We start from the raw sequence: 19,236 nt of genomic DNA, 5'->3' as shown, positions 1-19,236 counted from the left end.
AGATCAAGGACGTCATCGGCAAGGGCGGCAAGGTCATCCAGGAGATCTGCGCCAACTGCAACTGCAAGATCGACGTGGAGGAGGACGGCCATGTGTTCGTCTCCGCCATCGACGTGGACGACGCCAACCGCGCCATCCACACCATCAAGACCATCGTGGAGGACCCCGAGGTGGGCGCCATCTACAAGGGCCGCGTGACGAGGCTGATGAACTTCGGCGCCTTCGTGGAGATCGCCCCGGGCAAAGAGGGCCTGGTGCACATCTCCAAGCTGGATACCAAGCGCGTCGAGCGGGTGGAAGACGTGGTCGCCGTGGGCGACGAGCTGATCGTCATGGTCACCGAGATCGACCAGCAGGGCCGCATCAACCTCTCCCGCAAGGACGCTCTGGCCGCCATCGAGGCCAAGCGCAGGCAGCAGGGCTGAGCGAAACAAAACAAGGGCCGCCGCTCTTCCGTTGGGGGAGCGGCGGCTTTTTCCTGCCGCGGGGCGGGACGGCTTTCAAGCACTGCGGCGTTTGATCTGCGGGCGGTCGCGGCAAGAGCGAAAGGCGGCCCGTCTTGTGTTGCCCCGGCGGCGCCTTTGTGGTATACTATACTCGACTATTTCTGGTTGTTCGAAAGGGGGCGGCGCGTTGAAGATCAGCGCCTGCATCGTGAGCTACGGCGGGGCCGGCGAGGTCATCCGCGCCGCCGAATCGGTGCTGCGGCACACCGCCGCGCCCCTCACCCTCTATCTTGTGGATAACGCCAGCCCCGACGGGGCGGGCGAAGTTCTGGCCGCCCACCCCTGGCCGGAGAACGTGCGCCTGGTGCGGCTGGAAAAGAACCTGGGCTTCGGCGCGGGGCACAACAAGGTGCTGCCTTTTTTGGACAGCGACTATCACTTCGTGCTCAACCCCGATATTTTTGTGGAGAGCGACGTGCTGGGCGGGATGTGCGGCTGGCTGGAAGAGCACCCCGAGGCGGTGATGGCCACCCCGCGCCTGACCTTCCCCGACGGGCGCGAGCAGGTGCTGCCCAAGCGCAAGCCCTGCGTGCTGGGCCTTGCCGCGCGGCAGGGGGTGCCGGGCCTCAAACGCTTCGGCGACCGCTACGCCATGCTGGACGAGGACCTCTCGAAACCCACGGCCATCGAGTTCTGCACCGGCAGCTTTTTCTGCATGCGCACCGCCGTGTTCAAGGCCATCGGCGGCTTCGACGAAAAATACTTCATGTATGTGGAGGACGCGGACATCACCCAGAAGGCACGGCGCAAGGGCCTTGTTTACTACCTGCCCCAGTTCACCGCCTGCCACGCCTGGCGCCGCGCGCCCCAAAAAAGCCTCAAGCCCTTTTTGCAGCAGCTCAAAAGCATGGGCCGCTATTTCTGCAAGTGGGGGTTCCGGCTGTAAAAGCCCCCGGCCCGCCGTGCCCGGCGCGGCCCCAAACCTGTGAACAGCGGAAGTGGCTCCGCTTTGTGCCAAGCCGCAAAAACCAAGGGCGCGCACGCGCCCGAATAAGGAGCGAATGGTATGAAAGGCATCATTCTGGCCGGCGGCGCCGGCACCCGTCTCTACCCGCTGACCATGGTCACCTCCAAGCAGCTGCTGCCGGTGTACGACAAGCCCATGATCTACTACCCCCTGTCCACCCTGATGCTGGCGGGCATCCAGGACATCCTCATCATCTCCACCCCCGAGGACACCCCCCGCTTCGAGCATCTCTTGGGCGACGGCAGCCAGTACGGCCTGCGCCTGTCCTACAAGGTGCAGCCCAGCCCCGACGGGCTGGCCCAGGCCTTTTTGCTGGGCGAGGAATTCATCGGCGGCGACTGCTGCGCCATGATCCTGGGCGACAATATCTTCTACGGCAACGGCTTCTCCCGCATCCTCAAGGCGGCGGTGGCCAACGCCGAGCAGAACGGCCGCGCCACCGTCTTCGGCTATTACGTCAACGACCCCGAGCGCTTCGGTATCGTGGAATTCGACGAGGACGGCAGGGTCATCGGCGTGGAGGAAAAACCCAAGGAGCCCAAGAGCAACTACGCCATCACCGGCCTGTATTTCTACGACAACCGGGTGAGCGCCCAGGCCAAGAAGGTCAGGCCCAGCGCCCGGGGCGAGCTGGAGATCACCACCCTCAACGCCATGTATCTGGAAGAGGGAAAGCTGGACGTGCAGCTGCTGGGCCGGGGCTTTGCCTGGCTGGACACCGGCACCATGGACAGCCTGGTGGACGCCGCCGACTTTGTGCGCATGGTGGAAAAGCGCCAGGGCATCAAGATCAGCGCCCCCGAGGAGATCGCCTACAAGAACGGCTGGATCAGCAAGGAAAAACTGCTGGAAAGCGCCGGGCGCTACGGCAAGAGCCCCTACGGCGAGCACCTGAAGCGGGTGGCCGACGCCAAGATCCGCTATTGAGCATAAAGAGGAGGAACGCAGATGAAGATCCTCATCACCGGGGCCGGCGGCCAGCTGGGCGCCGAACTGCAGCGGCAGCTTGCCGAGGGCGGAAGCAGCCTGGGCCCTCTGCCTGAGCGGCTGAAAAACGCCACCGTCATCTCCACCGACGTGGCCGAACTGGACATCACCGACCGGGCGGCCGCCATCGCCTTTGTGCGCCGCCACCAGCCGGACACCATCATCAGCTGCGCCGCCTTCACCAACGTGGACGGCTGCGAGACAAACCCCGACGCCGCCTTCAAGGTGAACGCCATGGGCGCCTCCCACCTGGCCCAGGCGGCCGAACGGGTGGGCGCGCGGCTCATCCACGTCTCCACCGACTATGTGTTCAGCGGCGAGGGCGACGCCCCCCTGGACGAGAGCTGCCCCATCCGCCCGGTGAGCGCCTACGGCCGCACCAAAGCCCTGGGCGAAGAGTATGTGCGCAATTTCTGCCACCGCTTCTTCATCGTGCGCACCGCCTGGCTCTACGGCTACAACGGCAGCAACTTCGTCAAGACCATGGTGAACGCCGGCAAAAAGTTTGGCAGGCTGGAAGTGGTGAACGACCAGCTGGGCAACCCCACCAACGCCGAGGACCTGGCCCACCACATCCTCAAGCTGGCGGTGAGCCACGACTACGGCGTCTACCACTGCACCGGCGAGGGCGTTTGCAGCTGGTATGATTTCGCCAAAGAGATCATCCGGCTGGCCGGGGTGGACGCCCAGGTGACCCCCTGCACCAGCGCCGAGTACGCCGCAAAGCACCCCGCGGCCGCCAGCCGCCCCGCCTGGAGCGCCCTGGAAAACCGCATGCTTGCCTGCACCGTGGGCAACGGGATGCGCCCCTGGCAGGAAGCGCTGCAATGCTACTTTGACCACTGGGACGGCGAAAACGGCCTGAAATAAGAAAGGAAAGGGATACCTCCCCATGAAAAAGTACCTCATCACCGGCTGCGCCGGCTTTATTGGCTCCAACTTTGTTTACTATATGCTGAATAAATACAAGGATATACTCCTTGTAAACCTGGACAAGCTGACCTACGCCGGCAACCTGGAGAACCTGAAGGGTGTGGAGGGCGACGAGCGCCATGTGTTCGTGCAGGGCGACATCTGCGACCGGGCGCTGGTGACGGGCCTGTTCGAGAAATACGGCTTTGACTGCGTCATCAACTTCGCCGCCGAAAGCCATGTGGACCGCAGCATCTCGAACCCCGAAATTTTTGTGGAGACCAACGTGCTGGGCACCGTGAACCTGCTGCAGTGCGCCAAGAACGCCTGGCTGAAAGACGGCAAGTGGGCCGAGGGCAAGAAATACCTGCAGGTGTCCACCGACGAGGTGTACGGAAGCCTGGGCGAGGACGGCTACTTTATGGAAACCACCCCCCTGTGCCCCCACAGCCCCTACTCCAGCAGCAAGGCCAGCGCCGACATGTTCGTGATGGCCTTCCACGACACCTACGGCATGCCGGTGAACATCACCCGCTGCTCCAACAACTACGGCCCCTACCAGTTCCCCGAAAAGCTCATCCCGCTGATGATCAACAACGTCAGGCACCACAAGCAGCTGCCGGTCTACGGCGACGGCATGAACGTGCGGGACTGGCTGTATGTGGAGGACCACTGCAAGGCCATCGACATGGTGGCGGAGGGCGGCCGCGTGGGCGAAGTGTACAACGTGGGCGGCCACAACGAGCGGCCCAACATCTTCATCGTCAAAACCATCATCGCCCAGCTGCACGAGCGCCTCGCGGACGAGGGCATCAACGAGGGCCTCATCAAGTATGTGGCCGACCGCCTGGGCCACGACCGCCGCTACGGCATCGACCCCACCAAGATCAAAAACGAGCTGGGCTGGTACCCCGAGACCACCTTTGAGGTGGGCATCGTCAAGACCATCGACTGGTACCTGGCCCACGAAGAGTGGATGGCCAACGTCACCAGCGGCAACTACCAGAAGTATTACGAAGAGATGTACAAAAACCGCTGATATTACATTTGGTATAATCATTGCTTTCCCTTGGCACTCCGGCTGTTTCAATAGGCGGGCTGTCCACCAAAGCAAACCAAAGGCCCGCATGCAAGGCATGCGGGCCTTTTTGTGCAAAAGGGAGAAAGCGGCAAACCCCGAGCAAAAAGGCGATTTTTCGGCCCTGCCCCGCCGTTCACGAGACAGAGACCTCAACATAAGAAAAGGAGGGTATCTCCCCATGAAAAAAGCACTGTGCCTTGCCCTCGCCGCGGCTCTGCTGGCCCTTTCGGCCTGCGCCGCGCCGCCCCCCTCAGAAAGCATGGAAAGCACCTCCGCGCCCGCCGCCCCGGCCGGGGAAGGAGAACAGGACCACATCCGCGCTTTGCTGGGCCAATGCGGCGTGGACATTGAAACCACCCGATTTGAAAGCAGCTATGAGGTGAACGATTTTCTGGAGTGCACCGTCTACTCCTCGCTGGAACTGCCGGACGTGGCCGCGCTGCTGGTGGAAAAGCCGGACGGCAGCGCCTTTTACATCACCCTGCCGGACAACAGTTCCGTCACCGGGATGTATGTGGACGACGCGGGCCTGCTGAACGTCCTCACCGACGGCGTCATCCACGGGGGCGACGAGGTCATGCATAACGGCATGGGCGTGTTCAAGGTGGACCTTGGGACCGGCGAAACGGCGAGCTATGAAAACAACGAGTTCGTCTACCCGGAGGGCGTTTACGGCCGGGAGTGCTCCACCGTGGACGATCACTACACCTTCGGGGAGTGCACGGTGGGGGAGGACGCGGTGACCTTCCGGTTTGAACCCGCCGAGGAAAACGAGAGCTGGACGGGAACGGAACTTTACTTCCCGCCTGTCTGGAACAACGATGTGGACGGCGAGTACCGGATGGCGGTGCTCTTCAACAACACCGCGGCCCCCGACCCGGCCCTGGCCGAACAACTCGAAACGCTGCCCGGCGTGCTGGAAGCCACCTTCACCGAAGTGGACAACGTCTATTACGCCGGCACCCTGCTGGAACTGCGGGTGAACTGCCGGTGCGTGCTCAGCCACCGGCTCAACGAGGGCGTGCCCGGCCTTGCGCTGGAAAGCTACACCATCCGCTGCTACATGCCCGACCCGAACGACGGCGCGCCGGTGGGCGGGCCCTTCATCCCCAACGCCGAAGCCGCCGCCGAAATAGCGGAAAAGGAGCGCAAGGCCATGGAGGAGCTGGGCATGCTGGACCCCGCATCGACAGCGGAATAAGCCTTGTTTTGGTATCCTGAGGAAAGCGGCGGGGGCCGCCTGCGTAATTACGCAGGCGGCCCCCGCCGCTTGTCCAGCCCGCCACAAGCGCAGCCTTATTTGTCCTTTTCGCTCGAAAGCCGCTGATACAGCTCCATCAGCCGGGCCACACAGGTAGCCTCGGTGGTGGTTTTTACATTGAAGCCGTAGGCGCGCATCACAGCCTTGTCGTTTTCCTGGTGGGCCTTGCGCAGAGCAGGCGGCATGGTGACCTCGTCGTACAGATCCGCCAGGGAGCAATCCGGGAACAGGGCGCGGGCGTCCAGGATGGCCTGGGCCGTCTGCTCGATCTTTGCTTTTTGCTCCTCGGTGGGGTTCGGCCAGGGGAAGTTGTTGTAGACGATGTCTTTGGAGTAGCGGTAATCGCTTTTCAGCCGCCCGCATACAGCTCGCATCCAGGCCATGTGGACGTTGGAGGTGAGCACGCCGAGATGGTAGAGAGAAGCATCAGGGATAATTTTTACGAGATTGCTGCAAAGCACATCTGGGGTCATGAATCCCATTGGCACATATTTGCGCCGTTCGGAAGAAACTTCGGGGATGACGATATAGTTGCCTTGGGGCATGTTTTCCACATGGAAACGGGTGGGCCGTTCCGCTAACTTCACCGTGCCGGCGCTTTTGCTGGCCAGCCGGAACTGCCGCACAGCCTCCACCCGCTTTAAACATTCGGGCATTTTTCGCAGTTCATTGGGCGGGCAGTCGCCCAGCCACAGGCAATAGCGGGGGCAGCGATTGATGAATTCCTGAGAGCCGTACCAGGGCCGGAACCAAGGTCGGGAGGCAGGTTCCTTCTGCGCGAACGCTTCCATTTCCTCCGGGGTGAAAAGGTAGTTGCCGCCATCGATAGGCTTATTACCAATGCCAATCTCCGGCACGTCACACAGGGGAACGCTGCGGCTTTCCACAAACACGTTTTCCGCGTCCACCAGGTAACCGTTGATGTTGTGAACGATTTGGGGCCGCCCGGCCGTGTAGATGCGCCGCGGAGCAGGATTTGGCGCGGTGCTGAACCCCACGATCACACAGTGAACGTGGGCTTTGCTTTTTGCCTCGCTGTCCCACCGGAAGGTGCGGTGGGCAAAGTCGATGTGTACGCCGGCTTCAAACAGCGGCTTCCAGAGGTTTGCCACCGCCTCGCCCTGGGTGACGGAATTGGTGGACACCAACGCCGCGCGGATGGGGGTGGCCGCCATCAAGTCGGCGGCCTTCTTGTGCCAGCAGGAAACATAGTCAAGATTGCCGGCGTTTTTCCAGCCGGGAAACACGGCGTTCAGGTCCTCTTTTTGCGCGGCGCTCATCATGCGCGCGCCCACAAAAGGCGGGTTGCCCATGATGTAGTCCAGCTTCTGCTTCGGGACCACCGTTTCCCAGTCCATCCCAAGGGCGTTCCCCTCCACGATGTTGGCGTAGGACTTGAGAGGCAGAAAATCCAGGGACATGTGCACCACGTCCTCGGTCTCCTTCATCATCTGGCTCTCTGCGATCCATAGGGCGGTCTTTGCGACGGTCACCGCGAAATCGTTGATCTCGATGCCATAAAACTGCCCGATGGATACCTGGATGGGGTCGTTCACATCCAGGGTGATCTGACCATAATGCAACGCCCCAATCACTTGATTTTCCAGCCGCCGCAGGGAAAGATAGGTTTCGGTGAGGAAATTGCCGGAACCACAGGCGGGGTCCAGAAAAGTCAGATCGGCCAGCTTTTGCTGAAACGCCCGCAGCTTGGCGGTTCGGGTCTTGTCCACCGCAATTTCCCGGATAGCTTCGAACTCGCCGCGGAGTTCATCCAAAAACAACGGGTCGATGACCTTGTGGATGTTTTCGATGCTGGTATAGTGCATACCGCCTGCCCGGCGTGTATCCGGGTTGAGGGTGCTCTCGAACACCGCACCGAAGATGGTGGGGCTGATGGCAGACCAATCGAAGTCTTCACTGGCCCGACGGAGGATGAGTTCCACGATGGTTTCGTCCAGCCGTGGGATAACAACGCTTTCATCTGCGAACAAGCCGCCATTCACATAGGGGAAGGCAGCCAAGTCATCGTCCATGTAGGGGTCGCGGTCCTCAGGCTTTGTGTCCAATACCTTGAACAGGTCGATAAGAGCACGGCGCGCATCGGATTTGTGGCGCTGCAGGTAATTGTGAAACATGTTTCGTCCGCCGAAAATACCTGCGTCCTCGGCATACAGGCAAAAAACCAGACGCACACACAGAGCGTTCAAACTTCTTTGCGCTTGGCTTGAACCGGGGTCTTTGTATTGATGGAACAGCGCGTCGTAGAGAATACCCACGATGTCGCCCGCCTGCAGGGATACCTCCATTTCTTTTTTTATGGAGGTATCTCCCGTATCCACCAGGAATTGCAGACGATAGTATTCTTTTTCCAAATCACACAGGCGAATCACTTCAGCCTCGCCGGTGGGACGTTCCATGTCGTACACATGGAATTCCGCAAAATTGCAGGTGACGATCCACCGGGGGCGCTGGGAATAAGGAAGCTCGGCGGCGTATCGCTTTGCCTGCTGAAATGGAGACAGCAGACTTCCGTCCGACTGGCGGATAGGCTTGTTCAACTCTTTTCCCAGGCTTTTCTGCTCGATAAGCACATGGGTGGTGGGGATAAATCCATCGATAAAACTGGTGTGGTCCAGTACGATCTGATCCTCAAAAAAGATGAATTGTTCAGGGTGCTCCACACCGTAAACATCACGAAGCAGAGAAAGCCAAAAAGGTTGACTGTGGCCTTTTTCGTAGCCTTTGTCAGCCCAGTCAGCTGCAAAACGTTTTGCGGCCGAGCGCTGTTGTGCTTGCGTCATGGAAAACTTCCTCCTTATCCCCAAAGGGCTTGGGATCTTACAGGCAGGCCGGGCAGTCTTTCAGCGCCCCTTCCACCGCCAGCAAAAAGGCGGTGACCGCCGCCTGCTGGGTGGCCCAGCTGCACACAAGGCGGATGCAGCTGCGGCCGCCCTCCAGCGCGGCGTTCACTTCCCAGTGGAAGGCCCCCTCCAGCTTTGCCAGCACCTCGTCGGGCAGGATGGGGAAGATCTGGTTGGACGGGCTCTCGAACAGGAATTCCACACCCAGGCCCTTGAGGCCCTCGGCCAGCTGCCGGGCCATCCGGGTGGAGTGCTCGCCCAGCTCCTCATAAAGGCCGCCGGCCATCAGCTGCTCAAACTGCACCCCCAGCAGCCAGCCCTTGGCCAGCATGCCGCCGTGCTGCTTGAGGATGTAGCGGAAGTCGGGCTTTAAGGCCGGGTTCAGGATGCACACCGCCTCGCCGAAGATGGCGCCGTTCTTGGTGCCGCCGATGTAGAAGGCGTCGCACAGGGCCCCCAGGTCTTCAAAGGAGGCCCCGCCGCAGGCCAGGGCGCTGGCAAGGCGCGCGCCGTCCAGATAGAGCAGCAGGCCCAGCTCGTCGCACACCGCCCGCAGGGCTTTCAGTTCGGCGGTGGTGTACACGCCGCCTGCCTCGGTGGTGCTGCTCACATACACAAGGCGGGGCTTTACCATGTGTTCGTCCGGGTGGGCCGCCACCGCCTGCCGCACCAGGTCCGGGGTCAGCTTGCCGCCGGGGGCGGCGGGCATGGCGATGCATTTGTGGCCGGTGGCCTCCACCGCGCCGGTCTCATGCACGCAGATGTGGCCGGAATCGGCCGCGATGGCCGCCTCGTGGGGCCGCAGGAAGGCGCAGATGCAGGTGGCGTTGGCCTGGGTGCCGCCCACGAAGAAGTGGACGTCCGCATCCGGGCGGCCGATCTTCTGGCGGATGAGGGCGGCGGCCCGCTCGCAGTGAGAGTCGCAGCCGTAGCCGAAGTTGCCCTCCAGATTGGCGGCGGCCATGGCCTCAAGAATGGAAGGGTGGGCCCCTTCGCTGTAGTCGTTGGTAAACCGGTACATCGTCATAACCTCTTTTTTCTGCGGGCCGAACGGGCCGGCCCGGAGTATCGTCTGGCAAAATTATACCATTATTTCACAAAAAGTCCACCATTGGGCGTTTGTGTTGCGGGCCGGTTTATGCTATACTTTAATCTGTATCCGACTGTAAAGAGGGGGGACCGGGCTTGAAAGCTGTGGTCAAAGTGGGCACCTCCACCCTGGCCCACGCCACCGGGCGGCTGAACATCCGCCGCATCGAGGGGCTGTGCAAGGTGCTCAGCGACCTGAAGAACGCCGGGCACCAGATCATTCTGGTGTCCTCCGGCGCCATCGGCATGGGCGTGGGCAAACTGGGCCTGCCCGGCCGCCCGGCGGACATGCCCGCCAAGCAGGCTGCCGCCGCCGTGGGGCAGTGCGAACTGATGTATGCCTACGACAAGCTCTTTTCCGAATACAACCACACCGTGGCCCAGATCCTCATCACCAGCGAGGACCTGGCGGACCCCGAGCGCAGCGAGAACCTGCACAACACCCTGGCCCGCCTGCTGGAGCTGGGGGCGCTGCCCATCGTGAACGAGAACGACACCGTCAGCACCGCCGAGATCGCCGTGGGCGACAACGACACCCTGGCCGCCCGGCTGTGCCGCAGCCTCCAGGCGGAGCTGCTGGTGATCTTGAGCGACATCGACGGCCTTTACACCGCCGACCCCCGCGCCTGCCCCGACGCGCAGCTGCTGCGCCGGGTCGAGGCCATCACCCCGGAGATGGAGGCGCTGGCCGGCGGCGCGGGCAGCAGCCTTGGCACCGGCGGCATGGCCACGAAACTCCGGGCGGGCAAGATCGTCACCGGGGCCGGGGCGGACATGGTCATCGCCAACGGCCGCGACCCCGCGGTGCTCTACACCGTCTTTGAGGGGGGCGAAGCGGGCACCCGCTTCCTGGCCCGAAAGGAGGCTGCGCGATGACCACCCGTGAACTTCTTGTGGCGGCCCGCGCCTCGATGGGCGCGCTGGCCCTGGCCGGCGCAGAAAAGCGCCGCGCCGCCCTGCGGGCCATGGCCGCCCGCCTGCGCGGCGAGTGCGCCGCCATCCTTGCGGCCAACGCCGAAGACCTGGAGGCCGCCAGGGCCGCCGTGGCCCCGGTGATGCTGGACCGTTTGCGCCTGGACAAGGCCAGGGTGGAGGCCATGGCCGCCGGCGTGGAAGCCGTGGCCGCCCTGCCCGACCCGCTGGGCCGCGTTTTGAGCGAGGTGACCCGCCCCAATGGGCTGGTCATCCGACGGGTGAGCGTGCCCATGGGCCTCATCGCCATCATTTATGAGAGCCGCCCCAACGTCACCAGCGACGCGGCGGCCCTGGCCCTTGCCAGCGGCAGCGCCTGCGTGCTGCGGGGCGGCAAGGAGGCCTTTCAGTCCAACAACGCCATCGTGAACGCCCTGAAAAAGGGCCTGGAGGACGCCGGCCTGCCCGCCGGGCTGGTGGCCCTGGTGCAGGACACCAGCCGTGCCTCCGCCACCGAGCTGATGCGGGCCGCCGGCCTTGTGGACCTGCTCATCCCCCGGGGCGGCGCGGGGCTCATCCGCGCCTGCGTGGAGAACGCCGCCGTGCCCGTCATCCAGACCGGCACCGGCATCTGCCACATCTATGTGGACAAGGCCGCCGACCTTTCCATGGCGCTGGACATCGTGGAAAACGCCAAGACCAGCCGCCCCTCGGTGTGCAACGCCGCCGAGGTGTGCCTGGTGCACAGGGACGCGGCCCCGGCCTTCCTGCCCCGCCTGCATGACCGGCTGGTGACGCAGCGGGCCCAACAGGGCCTTGCGCCGGTGCAGCTGCGGCTGGACGAGGCCGCCGCGGCCCTCATCCCCGGCGCCCCGGCGGGCCCGGAGGATTTCGACACCGAGTTCCTCGATTACATCCTGGCGGTGGCGGTGGTGGACAGCCTCGAGGCTGCCACAGACCACATCGCCCGCCACTCCACCGGCCACAGCGAGGCCATCGTCACCGCCGACGAGGCGGCGGCCGCGGCCTTCACCCAAAGGGTGGACAGCGCGGCGGTCTATGTGAACGCCTCCACCCGGTTCACCGACGGCGGCGAGTTCGGCCTGGGGTGCGAGATGGGCATCTCCACCCAAAAGCTGCACGCCCGGGGCCCCATGGGCCTCGAGCAGCTCACCAGCTACAAATACATCATCCTGGGCAGCGGCCAGACCCGCTGACCGCATCCCATGCAAGGAGGGGACAGAACACCCATGGCAAACACCATTTCCCAACAGGAACACGAGCGTCACAAGCGCCGGCGCGCCCGCCAGTGGCTGGGCCTTGCCGTCTGCGTGCTGGTGCTCATCGGCGGCTTCACCGTCGTCGCCACGGCGGTGAACGGCGTGGCGGTGCTGTTTGACGACACCGAAGAAAAGCAGGAATACGAACAGCGGCTGCAGGCGCTGGTCATGCTGGACCCGCTGCCCTTTGAGAACCTGGACCAGGCCGACCCGGCCCTGTTCAAGGAGGCCTCCATCTGGGCCGCCGTGTCCGCTGCCCAGGCCAGCGCCACCGGGCTGGACGCCTACGAGCGCGACCCCAACACCGACAGCCTGCTGCTGCCCGCCGTGGAGGTGGACGCCGCGGCGGCCGCCCTCTTCGGGCCGGACTATGAGCTCACCCACGAGACCTTCAACAACGTGGGCGGCGACATAACCTTCGAGTACGACGAGGAGAAGCAGTGCTATCTCATCCCCGTCACCGGCCAGGTGGGCATGTACACTCCCACGGTGGAAAAGCTGAAAAAGAAGAGCGGCAGGCTCTATGTCACGGTGGGCTATGTGCCCGCCCCGGGCCTCAACGGCGACTTCAGCCTTTCCGCCCCCACCGAGCCCACCAAGTATATGGACTATGTGTTTGAAAAGGTGGACCGCACCTATTACCTCGCCGCGCTGGAAGTGAGCGAGATGGTGCCCAGCTCCAGCGCCGCCGCCAGCGCCCCCGAGACCGACATGGATTACGAGGATTACTTCGACCCCACCAGCGTCATCGCCGAGGACGCGGGCAGCCTGCCCACCGGCAGCACGTCCTCTTCCGCCAGCGCCGCTGCGGACAGCGAGCCTGCTTCCGAGCCCGCGCCGGACAGCGCGGCCGAATAAGCGCAAAGAAGGGAGCCCCGCGGCAAACGCCGCGGGGCTCCCTTTTCTATGGCTTCAGTCGGTGCGCTTTGCGTTGGGGTAGATGCGCTTCATGGCCTCGTCGGGGTAGTGCTCGTCCATCCACACCTGCCAGGAGGCGGTGGCGGGCAGCCCCTGCGCCCGTTGGCTGTAGCGCCCCATGGCCAGGGCGCTCACACAGATGTTGGCGGCCATGAACACCACCAGCGCCGCGGTGAGGATGCGGCCCGGGGTGATGGGGATGGCCTCGATCCAGCGGGAGAAATGAGGGTAGACCAGCCGGAACCAGGCCACGGCGGCAAAGCCCCAGAAGAAGCAGTAGAGCAGGTTGATGCGCCCGCCCAGGTTGAAGGGGATCTTGCTGTAATCCCAGAACACGGTGCCGAACACCAGCTCGGTGAACACGCTGCACAGATACTCGTAAGCGCCGCCCAGCACGGTGCCCGCCACGAAGAGGAAGCTGGCGGGCTTGTCCTTGTAGCGGTAAAGCAGCAGGGTGGCCAGAGCCAGCGCAAGGCCCCAGACCAGGCTGAAGGGCCCCCACACCACGCTGCTGCGGCTCATCCACACCCCGGCGGTGGCGCGGCAGAAGATGGTCTCCACGATGTCGCCCAGAAACGCGCCGATAAAAAACAGCAGAAACAGCTTGGAAAAGCTGCACCCGGCGGCGAACACGGCGGCCTTTTCCCGCTTTTTGTGCACGAAGCTGGCGGCGGGGTAGGCCTTCTGGATGCGCCGCTCGGTGCGGCTGAGGATCCAGCCGCCCAGCCGGGCGCTCACCGCATCCAGCCGGCGGCCGGTGCTTTCCAGCGCGGGCAGCTTGTGCGCCGCGCCCGCCAGCGTCAGCACGCTGGCAAGGCCGTCCACCGCCACCAGGCCCGCCAGCGCCCACAGCAGGATCTGCCGCCCGGGGGCGGGGATGAGGTCATAGAGCCAGACGAGCAGCGGGCTGCCCCACCGCGCCGTCACCATGCCCAGCAGGCCCCACAGGACCGAGGCGCTCAGGCAGATGTAGCCGTCCAGGTTCCAGCGGCGGTTCGAGTAGTCCCACCAGCGGGTGTGGCTCACGTTTTCCAGCAGGTGGCCCGCCAGCCATTCCACCACGGTGGCCAGCACGGCGCTGCCGATAAACAAAAACAGGAGGTTGGAGCGCAGCTCCTCAAGGCCCACGACGATGAGCACGCCGGAAATGCCGTAGATGATGCACCAGGGGCCGAACAGCGCGCTGCGGTCCACATAACGGCGGGTGCGGATGGCGGCAAGAACGGTCTCCATCGCCCAGCCCAGCATGGAAAAACAGAGGAACAGCCAAAGGATATGTTCGAGATGCATAATGGGACCTCCATCGGCCAGAGAAAAAAACCGCCCGCGGGGGACCGCACGTCAGAAGATCGCGACAGACGGCCCACGCGGGCGGGAAGGAACAGTAGAAAGGGGGGTCAGCGCCGGGGCACGCCCTGGTAAACGATGGCCATGGCGTCCGGCCCGGTGTTGCTGGCCACGGCGGCGCCCAGCTTGAACACCGCGTCGGGCCCGCGGCCAAACTCCTTGCGGCAGAGCTTTTCCAGCTCTTTCACGTTGGGGATGTCGGTGCAGCCCAGCATGTAATGGACGTCCCCGTCGGGGCAGTCCATCCGCTTGCGCGCCTGGCGGATCATGGCGGCGGGCACGGCGGCGTCGCCGCGCACCTTGTCCTCCACCTTGGTCACCCCGTCGATGAGGCTGATGATGGGCCGCAGGCCCAGCAGCTCGCCGGCAAAGGCGGCTGCGGCGCTGATGCGCCCGCTCTTTTTCATCTGCTTGAGGCTGAAGGCGGAGAGCACGATCTCCTGCCGGGCAAAGGCCGCCTCCAGCTCGGCGCACACATAGCCCACCTCGGCCCCGTTGAGCAGGCGGCGGGCCGCCTGCACCACCGGCCCGCCGTACACATAGGAATAGGTGTGGCTGTCGATCAGGTGGATGTTCAGCTTGTGGCCGGGCCGCTCCTCCCGCAGCATGTCCTGCGCCAGAACCGCCGCGTCGTGGGTGGCGCTGCCGGTGGAGTTGATGGTCACATGCACCACGTCGGTGTAGCCCTCGTCCACATACTTGCAATATTGTTCGCAGAACTGGATGGCGGTGACATGGGCGGTGCTGGGCACGCCCTGGGCGGCGCGCAGCATCTGATAAAATTCGTCAAAGCCGAAATCCCGGCGCTCCACATAACTCACGCCGTCCAGCGTGATGACGAAGGGCATGATGTCGATGGCATACTGTTTTTCCAGCTCGGGGGGGATGTCGCAGGCGGAATCGGTCAGAATGGCGATCTTTCGCATAGGTACTCTCTCACTCCCATTGATAGTCACGCAGCTGGCCCCGGGACTCGAGATCCGCAAAATCCCACTGACGCAGCACCTCATAAACGCCCACCGCCACAGAATTGGACAGATTCAGACAGCGCGCGCCCCGCCGCATGGGCAGGCGCACGCAGAAGGGCTGGTTGCGGTGCAGCAGATCTTCCGGCAGCCCGGCGTCCTCCCGGCCAAAGACCAGGCAGGCGCCGTCGGGGTAAGCCACGTCGGTGTGCCGCCGGGGACCCTTGCTGGTGAAATAATAAAAGGGGCCTTCGTTGCGGGCAAAAAAGTCCTCGAGCCCCTCGTAATATGTTACATCAAGCAGGTGCCAGTAGTCAAGCCCGGCGCGCTTTAAATGCCGGTCGTCCACCGAAAAACCCAGGGGCTTCACCAGGTGCAGCCGCGCGCCCGTCACCGCGCAGGTGCGGGCGATGTTGCCGGTGTTCTCGGGGATCTGGGGCTCCACCAGCACGATGTTCACGGTGGGCATGGCTCATCCCTCCCGGGGGGCCAGCCGGCCCAGCAGCGGCTCGAACCACACGCCCAGGGCGGTGGGGGCTTCCGGGTCGGTGGCGGCGATGGAATCGGCCACAAAGCCGGCGGCGGCGTCGGTGGCGGCGGAGAGGGCGTTGCCCCGCAGCAGCGCCCCGGTGAGCACCGCCGCGAACAGGTCGCCGGTGCCGGGATAGCTGCGGTCCAGCTTCAGGCGGCGCACCACAAAGCTGGAGCGCCCGGCCCCCGCGCAGGAGAGGTGCCGCCCCATGGGGATGCCGGTCACCACCGCCTGGGGGCACAGCGAAGAAAGGCTGCCCGCCAGTTCCAGGGCGGCCTCGTTGTTCAGCTCGCCCTCGGGCAGGGGGCGGCCCAGCAGAAGGCTGGCCTCGGTGAGATTGGGCAAAATCAGGTCCGCCGAGCGGCACAGCGCCTGCATGCCGGCGAGCTTGTCCTCCATGCCGGCGTAAAAGCGCCCGTGGTCGGCCATCACCGGGTCCACCACTTTGAGGGCCTCGGGCCACAGGTAAAAGGCTTTGGCGGCCAGATGCTGGTCCTCCTCGCTGGCCAAGTACCCGGTGTAGATGCAGTCGAAGGAAACGCCCAGCGCGCGGTAGTGCTCCAGGGCGGCCTCGCCGTAGCCCTGGCACAGCTGCACCGCCGGCTGGCCAAGCCCGCCGGTGTGGGTGGAAAAAATCGCCGTGGGCAGCGCCACCGGCTGGCAGCCCATGGCGGCCAGCACGGGAACGATCACCGACAGGCTGCAGCGGCCCAGGCCGGACAGATCGTGGATGCACAAAACAGTTTTCGGCGCTTGAAGATGCAAAAAGGTCACTCCTCCCGGCGCGGGGCAGGCCCGTACCAATCAAATAGAATCATTGCCCCCTATTGTAACACAAACGGGGGGTCAAAAAAAGACGTATGGGGGAACATTTTGCGGGGAATACTATCGCCAGGGCCCGGAAAAACGCCGGGCCGCGCAGAGAAAAAAGGAGGGGCACAAGGGATGAACAAGCACACCACCCGCACCACCATGATGGTGGCCGGCGGGCTGGCCGCCACCGCCGCCATGGCCGCGGCGGGCATGGCCGCCGCCAAGAACAGCCGCAAGGTGAAGAAGATGGCGAAGAAGGTGGGCCGGGGCGCTCAGCAGGCGGTGCTGGACCTGGACAAGGCCATCGGCCGTTATTACCGCTGAACGGGCAGCCGCTTTCGCCGGGCCGCGCAGAACGCGCGGCCTTTTTCTTTTGCTTCGTGCATTTTCCGCCGCCCGGCGCCCGCCGGGGGCGCGGCATGCGCGGTGGCGGCTGGCAGCTGCCCATAAAACGGCATCAACAGCCAACAGCGGGGCCGTTTGACAGCCGCGGAAGTTTTGCCTAACATTTACGAGTGCTTTACCCCGGCTTCACACCATGCAATGGGCGAAGTGTTATAATGAAATCGGAACAGAAACCACGGTCTTGTGAATAAAACAACGAGGTGAGCTTTATGGCTTTATTCATGAATGAGAAAGATATGAACGAAATGCTGGCCGGTATTTGTCCGGAAGGGGAAACGTACCAGGGAAAAGCATGGGGAACTCTCATGTCCGGCACAGCCGAAATGCTGGCGCTGGGGGCCTTGAGCAATGTATCCTGTTATGTTGGCGTGACGGAAAAAACATTGGTTATCGCAGTGCTGGAAACCTTTGACATCTCCCACATCTATGGAAAAATCCTCCTTCCGTTTGATCGGCTTGACGAAGTGAAAATCCAAAAAGGCTTGATGCCTTCCCAACGGATCATTAAAGTGAAAAGCGGAAAGACAAAAATAAAGTTATCCCTTGTAAACAACACCATCACGGCAAAAATCAAAGATCAAAAGCAGGGGATGCGCGTGATTTGTGAAGCGCTGGAACATTTGAAGCATTGACTTCCATAAAAGAGAAAGACAAATCATATGGAAGATAACAGAACGGATAAAAAAGCATCCGGTAACGAAGCAGGAAAAACGGAGATCGCGCTATTTGCTTTGTTTCTTGCAGCCATTGTTTTTCTGCCAGCCGCCCTCGTCGGGGCATTGGACTGGTTCGTTCATTCCGACGCCCTTGCCATCGGGGCCACGGGGTTTATGCAGAAGGGGATCATCAACGGCTGCCTGGGCCTGCTGGCGGCGATCGCCTCCCTTGCCTTCGCCGTAAAACTTGTTCGGTCAAAGGCTTCGCCCAAACAAAAAGCCGGAAGGGCTGCTGCGGTCATACTTTGTGCCGCCGCCGCTTTTTTCCTTGTCCGGCCGCTCGTTTTGGACATCCCCTATCTCAAGCATCCGGAAACCGCCTATTTGGAGCGGCTGGAATTCGATTTCGAGAGGGGGATCGGAGACTATGGCTCAGACTCCTATTATTTGCGCGGCGTAGATATGGCCGGCGAACGCCATTCCTTCGATATCAGCGAAAAGAGGTACGAGGAGGGGCGCGCACTGTGGAGCGAGAACGACTTTGATCTGTTTGCGAAAGTCACCTACCTGCCGCACACCTCCACCTTGATGACGCTCGAATTTATGACAGAACTCGATGCGGCAGGGGCAGAATTGTACCCGCCATCCCCTGAACTCCCGAATGATTGGGAAAGTTTCTCCATCCAGATCAATGACACGGTTTATACATTACCGGTCCCTCTTGCGGACTTTCTTGACGATGGGTGGGAGATTTCCGTGGAGGATGCTGGGCTTTCTCTGGCTGGCGGGGAAGGCCCGTATGCGTCCTATGAATGGGAATGGGTCTCGCTGACCAACGACCGCGAACAGACTGTCAGCGCCTGCGTCTTCAACACCACCGAAAGCGCGATCCCCGTCGCCGAGAGCACGGTGGGAGGGATCCATGTGATCTATGGCAACTACGACTTTTCCGGCACAGAGCTGCGCCTTCCCGGCGGGTTGATGCTGGGATGGTCTACCAGAGAAGATGTGTTAGAGCTGTATGGCCAACCAAGCGATAGCTTTGAGGCAACGTATGGCGGATATAGCTTGACATACGAAATGAACGACCCTGCCGACCCGGCCTATTGGAAACTTGGCTTTGATGATTCAGGCATCCTGGACGATGTCATGGTGCATCATCAGGCTTATTCTCGTTCCGGCTAACATCCTGGAATAGATACATCTTATCTGTCCATCATTCACGGCAAAGAAAACCGCCTGCCCCAATGACCGGAATCCCGCCCCGATCTGCCTTTTTATTCAAAAACTTTACAAATCGTTTTGCGACGCGCCGCCGGGGCGGCCCTGCCCGCCATGAAGGCGTTTTTGGGCCTGGAATAAAAAACGAAACGCAGCGCCCCCGGGCCCTTCGGCCCGGGGGCGCTTTTGCCTGCGCGATGGGAAGAAAAGAAGAAGTTGCATCACAGAACCCGCACCCGGATGACCGAGGGGATGGCGGCCAGCTGATCGGCCAGGGCTGCCAGCAGGTCGGCGTTGTTCACCAGCTCGCCGCGGGCGAAATTCAACAGGCGCAGCCCCGGCTTGCAGGCCCGGAACACCCCCGCGTTCATGAAGCCCTTGGTCTGGGCGTTGGCGGGCAGATGCAGGGTGAAGAAGATGGCGAAGAAGGTGGGCCGGGGCGCCCAGCAGGCCGTGCTGGACCTGGACAAGGCCATCGGCCGTTATTACCGCTGAACGGGCAGCCGCTTTCGCCGGGCCGCGC

Annotated in this window: 19 protein-coding genes; 12 read left to right on the top strand and 7 right to left on the bottom strand. The window is 62.8% G+C overall.

Annotated elements, in window-relative coordinates; genetic code table 11:
• The 6 genes from ACH2AT_RS03350 to ACH2AT_RS03325 form a co-directional block, all read left to right on the top strand.
• The coding region (locus ACH2AT_RS03350; RefSeq protein WP_394963618.1) for a S1 RNA-binding domain-containing protein at positions 1 to 425 on the top strand (425 nt) is incomplete at its 5' end.
• A gap of 208 nt (positions 426 to 633) precedes the next feature.
• Positions 634 to 1,392: a glycosyltransferase family 2 protein gene (locus ACH2AT_RS03345; RefSeq protein ID WP_394963616.1), complete on the top strand. Its 759-nt coding sequence runs from the start codon at positions 634 to 636 to the stop codon at positions 1,390 to 1,392.
• A 120-nt stretch (positions 1,393 to 1,512) separates the two neighbouring features.
• Positions 1,513 to 2,400: a glucose-1-phosphate thymidylyltransferase RfbA gene (rfbA, locus tag ACH2AT_RS03340; RefSeq protein WP_394963614.1), complete on the top strand. Its 888-nt coding sequence runs from the start codon at positions 1,513 to 1,515 to the stop codon at positions 2,398 to 2,400.
• A gap of 21 nt (positions 2,401 to 2,421) precedes the next feature.
• On the top strand, positions 2,422 to 3,330 hold the full coding sequence (gene rfbD / locus ACH2AT_RS03335; RefSeq protein WP_394963612.1) for a dTDP-4-dehydrorhamnose reductase: 909 nt from the start codon (positions 2,422 to 2,424) through the stop codon (positions 3,328 to 3,330).
• Positions 3,331 to 3,352: 22 nt separating this feature from the next.
• On the top strand, positions 3,353 to 4,411 hold the full coding sequence (gene rfbB / locus ACH2AT_RS03330) for a dTDP-glucose 4,6-dehydratase (RefSeq protein ID WP_394963610.1): 1,059 nt from the start codon (positions 3,353 to 3,355) through the stop codon (positions 4,409 to 4,411).
• A 220-nt stretch (positions 4,412 to 4,631) separates the two neighbouring features.
• Complete coding sequence (locus ACH2AT_RS03325) at positions 4,632 to 5,654, top strand: hypothetical protein (RefSeq protein ID WP_394963608.1); 1,023 nt, start codon at positions 4,632 to 4,634, stop codon at positions 5,652 to 5,654.
• A 95-nt stretch (positions 5,655 to 5,749) separates the two neighbouring features.
• Here the strand turns inward: ACH2AT_RS03325 and ACH2AT_RS03320 are convergent, their stop codons facing one another.
• Positions 5,750 to 8,515 carry a DNA methyltransferase gene (locus ACH2AT_RS03320; RefSeq protein WP_394963606.1) on the bottom strand — a complete coding sequence of 922 codons (2,766 nt, stop codon included), beginning with the start codon at positions 8,513 to 8,515 and terminating at the stop codon, positions 5,750 to 5,752.
• Positions 8,516 to 8,552: 37 nt separating this feature from the next.
• Positions 8,553 to 9,596 (bottom strand): threonine aldolase family protein, encoded by a 1,044-nt coding sequence (locus tag ACH2AT_RS03315; protein ID WP_394963604.1) that lies wholly within the window; start codon positions 9,594 to 9,596, stop codon positions 8,553 to 8,555.
• A gap of 164 nt (positions 9,597 to 9,760) precedes the next feature.
• On the opposite strand from ACH2AT_RS03315, the gene proB reads away from it, so the two are divergent.
• The 3 genes from proB to ACH2AT_RS03300 are packed head-to-tail and all read left to right on the top strand — an operon-like array spanning position 9,761 to position 12,714.
• Positions 9,761 to 10,540, top strand: coding sequence for a glutamate 5-kinase (gene proB / locus ACH2AT_RS03310; RefSeq protein WP_394963602.1), 780 nt, complete (start codon positions 9,761 to 9,763; stop codon positions 10,538 to 10,540).
• Positions 10,537 to 11,793, top strand: coding sequence for a glutamate-5-semialdehyde dehydrogenase (locus ACH2AT_RS03305; RefSeq protein ID WP_394963600.1), 1,257 nt, complete (start codon positions 10,537 to 10,539; stop codon positions 11,791 to 11,793). Before proB ends, ACH2AT_RS03305 begins: the two co-directional genes overlap by 4 nt.
• A 33-nt stretch (positions 11,794 to 11,826) precedes the next feature.
• Complete coding sequence (locus ACH2AT_RS03300; protein ID WP_394963598.1) at positions 11,827 to 12,714, top strand: Ice-structuring protein; 888 nt, start codon at positions 11,827 to 11,829, stop codon at positions 12,712 to 12,714.
• 54 nt (positions 12,715 to 12,768) lie between these two features.
• On the opposite strand, the gene ACH2AT_RS03295 is transcribed toward ACH2AT_RS03300, so the two are convergent.
• From ACH2AT_RS03295 to ACH2AT_RS03280, 4 genes are all read right to left on the bottom strand, one after another.
• Positions 12,769 to 14,064 (bottom strand): putative ABC transporter permease, encoded by a 1,296-nt coding sequence (locus ACH2AT_RS03295; protein WP_394963596.1) that lies wholly within the window; start codon positions 14,062 to 14,064, stop codon positions 12,769 to 12,771.
• A 107-nt stretch (positions 14,065 to 14,171) separates the two neighbouring features.
• Complete coding sequence (locus ACH2AT_RS03290) at positions 14,172 to 15,047, bottom strand: DegV family protein (RefSeq protein ID WP_394963594.1); 876 nt, start codon at positions 15,045 to 15,047, stop codon at positions 14,172 to 14,174.
• A gap of 10 nt (positions 15,048 to 15,057) precedes the next feature.
• Complete coding sequence (locus tag ACH2AT_RS03285) at positions 15,058 to 15,555, bottom strand: tRNA (cytidine(34)-2'-O)-methyltransferase (protein WP_394963592.1); 498 nt, start codon at positions 15,553 to 15,555, stop codon at positions 15,058 to 15,060.
• A gap of 3 nt (positions 15,556 to 15,558) precedes the next feature.
• Positions 15,559 to 16,383 (bottom strand): bifunctional hydroxymethylpyrimidine kinase/phosphomethylpyrimidine kinase, encoded by an 825-nt coding sequence (locus ACH2AT_RS03280; RefSeq protein WP_394963590.1) that lies wholly within the window; start codon positions 16,381 to 16,383, stop codon positions 15,559 to 15,561.
• A 180-nt stretch (positions 16,384 to 16,563) separates the two neighbouring features.
• On the opposite strand from ACH2AT_RS03280, the gene ACH2AT_RS03275 reads away from it, so the two are divergent.
• The 3 genes from ACH2AT_RS03275 (at position 16,564) to ACH2AT_RS03265 (ending at position 18,677) form a co-directional block, all read left to right on the top strand.
• On the top strand, positions 16,564 to 16,755 hold the full coding sequence (locus ACH2AT_RS03275; RefSeq protein ID WP_177521957.1) for a hypothetical protein: 192 nt from the start codon (positions 16,564 to 16,566) through the stop codon (positions 16,753 to 16,755).
• 290 nt (positions 16,756 to 17,045) lie between these two features.
• Positions 17,046 to 17,468: a hypothetical protein gene (locus ACH2AT_RS03270; RefSeq protein WP_394963588.1), complete on the top strand. Its 423-nt coding sequence runs from the start codon at positions 17,046 to 17,048 to the stop codon at positions 17,466 to 17,468.
• A 27-nt stretch (positions 17,469 to 17,495) separates the two neighbouring features.
• The gene (locus ACH2AT_RS03265; protein WP_394963586.1) at positions 17,496 to 18,677 is read left to right on the top strand and encodes a hypothetical protein; all 1,182 of its coding nucleotides are present in this window, start codon (positions 17,496 to 17,498) and stop codon (positions 18,675 to 18,677) included.
• Between the two features lie 257 nt (positions 18,678 to 18,934).
• Here ACH2AT_RS03265 and ACH2AT_RS03260 read toward each other — a convergent pair whose 3' ends face one another.
• Entirely contained in the window at positions 18,935 to 19,189 is a 255-nt protein-coding gene (locus tag ACH2AT_RS03260; protein WP_394963584.1) for an NAD(P)-dependent oxidoreductase, read from the bottom strand.
• Positions 19,190 to 19,236 lie beyond the last annotated feature (47 nt).

Origin of the sequence: Candidatus Allofournierella excrementigallinarum (genome assembly GCF_944388085.1) — a bacterium.
Taxonomy (GTDB): domain Bacteria; phylum Bacillota; class Clostridia; order Oscillospirales; family Ruminococcaceae; genus Allofournierella_A; species Allofournierella_A excrementigallinarum.
The sequence above is the reverse complement of the archived record's forward strand: the minus strand, read 5'-3'. Positions and strand labels throughout refer to the sequence as shown.

Coding starts and splice junctions, on each gene's coding strand:
- rfbA (WP_394963614.1), top strand. CDS start 1,513: ATGAAAGGCATCATTCTGGCCGGCGGCGCCGGCACCCGTCTCTACCCG.
- rfbD (WP_394963612.1), top strand. CDS start 2,422: ATGAAGATCCTCATCACCGGGGCCGGCGGCCAGCTGGGCGCCGAACTG.
- rfbB (WP_394963610.1), top strand. CDS start 3,353: ATGAAAAAGTACCTCATCACCGGCTGCGCCGGCTTTATTGGCTCCAAC.
- ACH2AT_RS03325 (WP_394963608.1), top strand. CDS start 4,632: ATGAAAAAAGCACTGTGCCTTGCCCTCGCCGCGGCTCTGCTGGCCCTT.
- ACH2AT_RS03320 (WP_394963606.1), bottom strand. CDS start 8,515: ATGACGCAAGCACAACAGCGCTCGGCCGCAAAACGTTTTGCAGCTGAC.
- ACH2AT_RS03315 (WP_394963604.1), bottom strand. CDS start 9,596: ATGTACCGGTTTACCAACGACTACAGCGAAGGGGCCCACCCTTCCATT.
- ACH2AT_RS03305 (WP_394963600.1), top strand. CDS start 10,537: ATGACCACCCGTGAACTTCTTGTGGCGGCCCGCGCCTCGATGGGCGCG.
- ACH2AT_RS03300 (WP_394963598.1), top strand. CDS start 11,827: ATGGCAAACACCATTTCCCAACAGGAACACGAGCGTCACAAGCGCCGG.
- ACH2AT_RS03295 (WP_394963596.1), bottom strand. CDS start 14,064: ATGCATCTCGAACATATCCTTTGGCTGTTCCTCTGTTTTTCCATGCTG.
- ACH2AT_RS03290 (WP_394963594.1), bottom strand. CDS start 15,047: ATGCGAAAGATCGCCATTCTGACCGATTCCGCCTGCGACATCCCCCCC.
- ACH2AT_RS03285 (WP_394963592.1), bottom strand. CDS start 15,555: ATGCCCACCGTGAACATCGTGCTGGTGGAGCCCCAGATCCCCGAGAAC.
- ACH2AT_RS03275 (WP_177521957.1), top strand. CDS start 16,564: ATGAACAAGCACACCACCCGCACCACCATGATGGTGGCCGGCGGGCTG.
- ACH2AT_RS03270 (WP_394963588.1), top strand. CDS start 17,046: ATGGCTTTATTCATGAATGAGAAAGATATGAACGAAATGCTGGCCGGT.
- ACH2AT_RS03265 (WP_394963586.1), top strand. CDS start 17,496: ATGGAAGATAACAGAACGGATAAAAAAGCATCCGGTAACGAAGCAGGA.
- ACH2AT_RS03260 (WP_394963584.1), bottom strand. CDS start 19,189: ATGGCCTTGTCCAGGTCCAGCACGGCCTGCTGGGCGCCCCGGCCCACC.